Raw genomic sequence first — 2735 nt, 5'->3', positions numbered from 1 at the left:
TCGTCGGCGACGACCCGGAAGATCCCGCCCTCGGTGTACAGCCGCCGGTGGTAGGTCGAGCCGGTCTCCGAACGCCTCGCTCCATCCGTCGGGGTCTACGCTGGGACATACAGCCACCGGTTGATTTTTTCGAGTCCACACAACCCGTAAGGTTCACCGGTGGCTTCCTCATGCCCAGACGCGGCCTCGGGGCGCGCCGGTTCAGCGCACCGCCCTTGACACACCGTCAGCCCGCCAGGATCAACTGATCACAAAAGTCGGGTTGGAGTATTAGGAGGCCGAGCTTGTCGTCGACGCCCACACGCGTGCCTCGTTGAAGGCTTCCTTGTGCACGAGGGCATCGCTGAGCCGGATGCCGAGCCGGTTAGCGATGGCACACACAAAGATCAGGATGTCGGCGAGCTCCTCGTCGACCGAGCCGACCAACGACCCGGCCGCCGTGCTCAGGTTCTGGCGCTTGCGGACCGCTTTGAACAGCTCGCCGACCTCTTCGCCGAGCAGGAGCGCCTGTTCCGTGACGGTGCGGTCGGAGAAACCGCGTTCCTCCTCCATCGCGGCCACATACTGCTGCAGGTCACTCAGATCGAAGTCTTCGGCGAGAGGGCGCACAGGAACCTTTCGTGAACGGGACGGGCATGTCCGGGCAGACGGGCGTCAGTAGATCAGGGCAAGCTGGTCGGGACGGGGGAAAACGGGGCGGGGTCGTCGGCCGCGTGAGCCGGCGCGCAACGCGTCGGTGAGCGTCTCAGCGGCGGAGGACACGCGGCGCAGCAGCAAGCGGGATGCTCGGTCGCGGGCGAGCATCGGACGGACGGCCCGGCCGGCCGGATCCCACCTCCAGGTGCCCTGAACATGACCGTCGACTAGCAGGGTAGGCAGGGCTTCGCCGATCTGGTTGAAGGCGCGATCCGACGGCAGCCCGGCCAGGTACCGGCCGCGAGTTTCGAAGTACGCCTTGAGCGCGACATCCTCGTGCGCGAGCAGGTTCAGCCCGGTCGCGAAGGTGGCGGCGTCGGCCGCGAGGAACTGCTCATACTGCGCAGCTGCCATGTACGCCGGCGCAGCGCACCACGGTGTGGTGACCTCCAGCCACGCGACCTCGGCAGCACCGAGCGCGGCGGCGACGGCGGACCTGGACAGGGCCGACCACCACGTCGCATCTCGGAGGGTCGCTGGGCCGTAGCGAAGGAAGTAGGCACGCACAAGCTCCCGCGTGGCTCCGCCAGGGTCACGGGCGACGTCGAGGCCGGGGTGAATGTCAGCGGTCAGCGCGAACGCCCGGCGTTCGGCATTCCAACATCCCGACTGGTTCAGGTAGGTCAACGCCCCCTGCTCCCAGGCTGCTTTCAACGCTACGCGGACGGTGCTGACTGGCGTGCTGCGATCGGTCAGCGCCGCCTCGATCTGCCGCACCGGCAGTGCGCCCTCCGCGAGCAGCTCGGTGAGCTGCTGGGTTGCCCTGGCGAGGGCTGGCCGGGACACGCCAGCGTTGACGGCCATCCGCGCCGCGTCCCGCAATCGGTACCTGGCGGTCGCCGCGTGAGCGATGGCCGCCAGGTCGAGCGGGAGGAGATGCAGCGTCTTGCGCATGCAGCGCAGGGTCGTCATGCCTTCCAGCGGGGTGAGGAGCGTCATCGCGATATTAGGGCTGGCCGCGCGGGCGAGCACCGTCGCGAACGGACTCGGCAAGCGCGCGGCGTGGATTCCCAGCCCGGCATCGGCGATCTCCGCCACGGACGACAGGCGTTGCTCGGGATGTAGTCCCTGCCGGGCGAGTATCCAGTTCCACACATGGCCGGCCTGGTCACCCGTCAGCGTGACAGCCCCTACGGTACGGGGAGCGGCGACGACCACTACGGCACGCTATCAGCGTCCGGCAGGCACACGGACAGCGGCCTTCGTCGCAACGGGTTCATCCCTGTGCGTTCCAGTGGTCCTCGACGAAGTCGCGCAGTCGCCGGTAGGAGTCCTCGGTTTCCTGCCACTGCTCCGGCGTGCCCCACCAATGCAGATCATTATGGTGAATGTGGAACTTGGACCAGTCCCCGTCCCAGTCGGCCTGGGTGTGCGTACCGCGCAGCCCGTGCCGGACGGGGTCGGCGTAGACCTGCGTGCCGGGCAGTGGAACGAATCGGAACAGCGACACGCGGCTCAGGGACGAGCCTAACTCGGTCAACAGGCTCATCGTCTCCGCGGTCGTCTCCTCGTTCTCCCCCGGGAAGCCGTGGATGATGAACGCCTTACCCTCGATCCCGGCGTCGGCGGTCGCGGCGAACGCCGCCTTGATCTGCGCGCGGGTGGTGTTCTTCCGCATCGCGCGTAGGAGCTGCTCGCTACCGGACTCGACCCCGAATTTGATCTCGATGCAGCCCGCCGCCGCCATCTTCTTCAGCAGTGCCGGGTCGATGGTGTCGACACGGGACAGCGCCGACCAGGACAGGTCGAGGTCGGCGATCGAGTCACAGATATCGCAGACCTTCCCCTTGTGGACGATGAAGTTGTCATCGACGATCGCGAATCCCCCGATGCCGTACCGGTCGATCAGGTGAGTCAGCTCGGCGCGGGCGCTGGCTCCGGAGCGGTACTGGATCCGGGTCTGCCCGGCCGCGCAGAACGAGCAGGGGAACGGGCATCCACGGCTGAACATCACATGCGCCATGCGGACGGCCCGCCCCGCCAACCGGTCCTCCATTACGAAGTCCTCGACGGGCAGCAGGTGCCGGGCAGGTAACGGC

3 protein-coding genes are annotated in these 2735 nt (G+C 67.5%); all 3 read right to left on the bottom strand.

Going from position 1 to position 2735, the window contains the following annotated elements; translation table 11 throughout:
• Positions 1–270: 270 nt before the first annotated feature.
• Positions 271–552: a MazG nucleotide pyrophosphohydrolase domain-containing protein gene (locus tag U9980_RS27510; RefSeq protein WP_322770593.1), complete on the bottom strand. Its 282-nt coding sequence runs from the start codon at positions 550–552 to the stop codon at positions 271–273.
• 102 nt (positions 553–654) lie between these two features.
• Positions 655–1854 carry a DNA glycosylase AlkZ-like family protein gene (locus tag U9980_RS27505; protein ID WP_322770592.1) on the bottom strand — a complete coding sequence of 400 codons (1200 nt, stop codon included), beginning with the start codon at positions 1852–1854 and terminating at the stop codon, positions 655–657.
• Positions 1855–1912: 58 nt separating this feature from the next.
• The coding region (locus tag U9980_RS27500; protein ID WP_322770591.1) for a B12-binding domain-containing radical SAM protein at positions 1913–2735 on the bottom strand (823 nt) is incomplete at its 5' end.

Origin of the sequence: Protofrankia sp. Cr1, assembly GCF_963555865.1 — a bacterium.
Taxonomy (GTDB): Bacteria; Actinomycetota; Actinomycetes; order Frankiales; family Frankiaceae; genus Protofrankia.
The sequence above is the reverse complement of the archived record's forward strand: the minus strand, read 5'-3'. Positions and strand labels throughout refer to the sequence as shown.